Annotated in this window: 1 protein-coding gene and 2 pseudogenes; 2 read left to right on the top strand and 1 reads right to left on the bottom strand. The window is 39.1% G+C overall.

Going from position 1 to position 1,758, the window contains the following annotated elements; translation table 11 throughout:
* Positions 1-205: pseudogene (locus I8752_RS26065) on the bottom strand (hypothetical protein); the annotation flags it as partial.
* Between the two features lie 120 nt (positions 206-325).
* Here I8752_RS26065 and I8752_RS26070 point away from each other — a divergent pair.
* Both I8752_RS26070 and I8752_RS26075 read left to right on the top strand, forming a co-directional pair.
* Positions 326-832, top strand: a pseudogene (locus tag I8752_RS26070) (ATP-binding protein); the annotation flags it as partial.
* Positions 829-1,758, top strand: a 930-nt coding sequence (locus tag I8752_RS26075) for a tetratricopeptide repeat protein (protein ID WP_214435134.1), incomplete at its 3' end; no start/stop codon positions are given. The pseudogene I8752_RS26070 and the gene I8752_RS26075, both read left to right, overlap by 4 nt.

The raw sequence follows: 1,758 nt of genomic DNA on the forward strand, positions 1-1,758 counted from the left end.
GTATTGGTAGAGGTAAGGTTGCTGCCAGTCTTTCTATCTTCACCTGTTTCTGATTTTGTAACAACCACACCAACATTTTCAGAGTGATTAACTGTGCTTTATTTAGGTATTTTTCTAAAAAGTTTTGGTAGAATGATGCCAGCATTATGACGACGGTCTTAATTAAATTACGAGACCGTTCTTTTTTACCATTAAACTGTACCATACAGGTAGCTGCTTAATAACTGTACAGTTCATTCTCAATAAGTACCCACATTTGTTAAGGGGTCTGTGCCTCTCAAACCTTTATCTGGCTAGGTTTAGAGGCGTTTGTCGCCCCTTGAAGACTTTGCCGATGATTATGGTCAATACTATCAACGGGGACATTTACCAGCCAGGACTCAACAAAGTTAAAGAAGTGATTCGCAAGCGAGTCCGGCAAATTGCACCAGAATTATCATTAGAGAAGGAAATTTTTGACAATCCCCAAACCTTAGAAAGACTCTGTTTGATGAGTGGAGGTCATGTGAGGAATTTGCTATTGTTAACTCAAGATGCTATTGGACGCACTGAAGAGTTACCAATTGCAGAAAAGGCGGTACGACGAGCAATTACTCAAGCTAGAGATACCTATCGCCGCGCCGTGGGGAATCATCAATGGTGTCTACTAGCGGAGGTGTCCCGTTCTAAGCGCATTATTAATGATGACCAATATCGGAGTTTAATGTTTAACCGCTGTCTTTTAGAATATCGCTATCTGGATGATGAAGGAGAAATGCAGCGTTGGTATGATATTCATCCATTAATTCAAGGAGTTCCAGAGTTTAAAGAAGCAGTGGCGAAACTTCCATGAATCAAGCTTTCACTGATTGGGATGATGATTTACCTCCTGAACCAGAAGAAGTTTATCAAGACTTACTTCGCGCACTGAAGCGGAAATCAGGATTTGGCTTGTTTTTTGTGCAATGTACGCCAGGGGAAGCAGAGAAATTCATTGCCAAACTTCCCCAAGAGATTCCGCAAAAGAATATTGCAGTGCTGCGCTTTGTCGAGCCGATTGATAATTTATATCAACGAGTGGCAGAATTTGTTAAAGACAAGCAAGTTGATATTTTATTGATTAAAGGTCTGGAATATTCTTTGTACAAGTACGAACAAAGAAAATTTGGCGAAATCACAGAAAGTCAATTTAGTAATTTAACTAGTGTTCCGCCGATTTTAAATCACTTAAATCAACAGCGGGAACGATTTAGAGATGATTTCACGTTTAGCTTTGTTTTTCTGTTGCGGTCATTTTCAATCAACTATTTAATTCACCGCGCTCCAGATTTTTTTGATTGGCGTTCTGGAGTGTTTGAATTACCAACAACACCAGAAGTAGTAGAACAAGAATCAACTCGCTTACTGTTGGAAGCAGACTATGAAAAATATTTGAAACTTAGCTATGAACAAAAAGTTGAGAAAGTTTTGGAAATTCAAGACTTGCTAGCAAAAAAACATCAGCCGGAGAATCGTAAAGCAAATCTACTGTTTAAACTAGGAAATTTATTATCTACTGCTAAAGAATATGAACAAGCTATTACATGCTTTGACCAAGCACTAAAAATACAACCAGACTACTACGAGGCTTGGATCTACCAAGGTGCTTTACTATGTGATTACCTGCAACGCCATCAAGAAGCGAGTACATGCTTTGACCAAGCACTGAGAATTAAACCAGATGAATACAAGGCCTGGTACAACCGGGGTATTGCACTAACCAATTTAGGACGCTATGAA

The sequence above is a fragment of the Dendronalium phyllosphericum CENA369 genome, assembly GCF_016056275.1.
Classification (GTDB): domain Bacteria; phylum Cyanobacteriota; class Cyanobacteriia; order Cyanobacteriales; family Nostocaceae; genus Dendronalium; species Dendronalium phyllosphericum.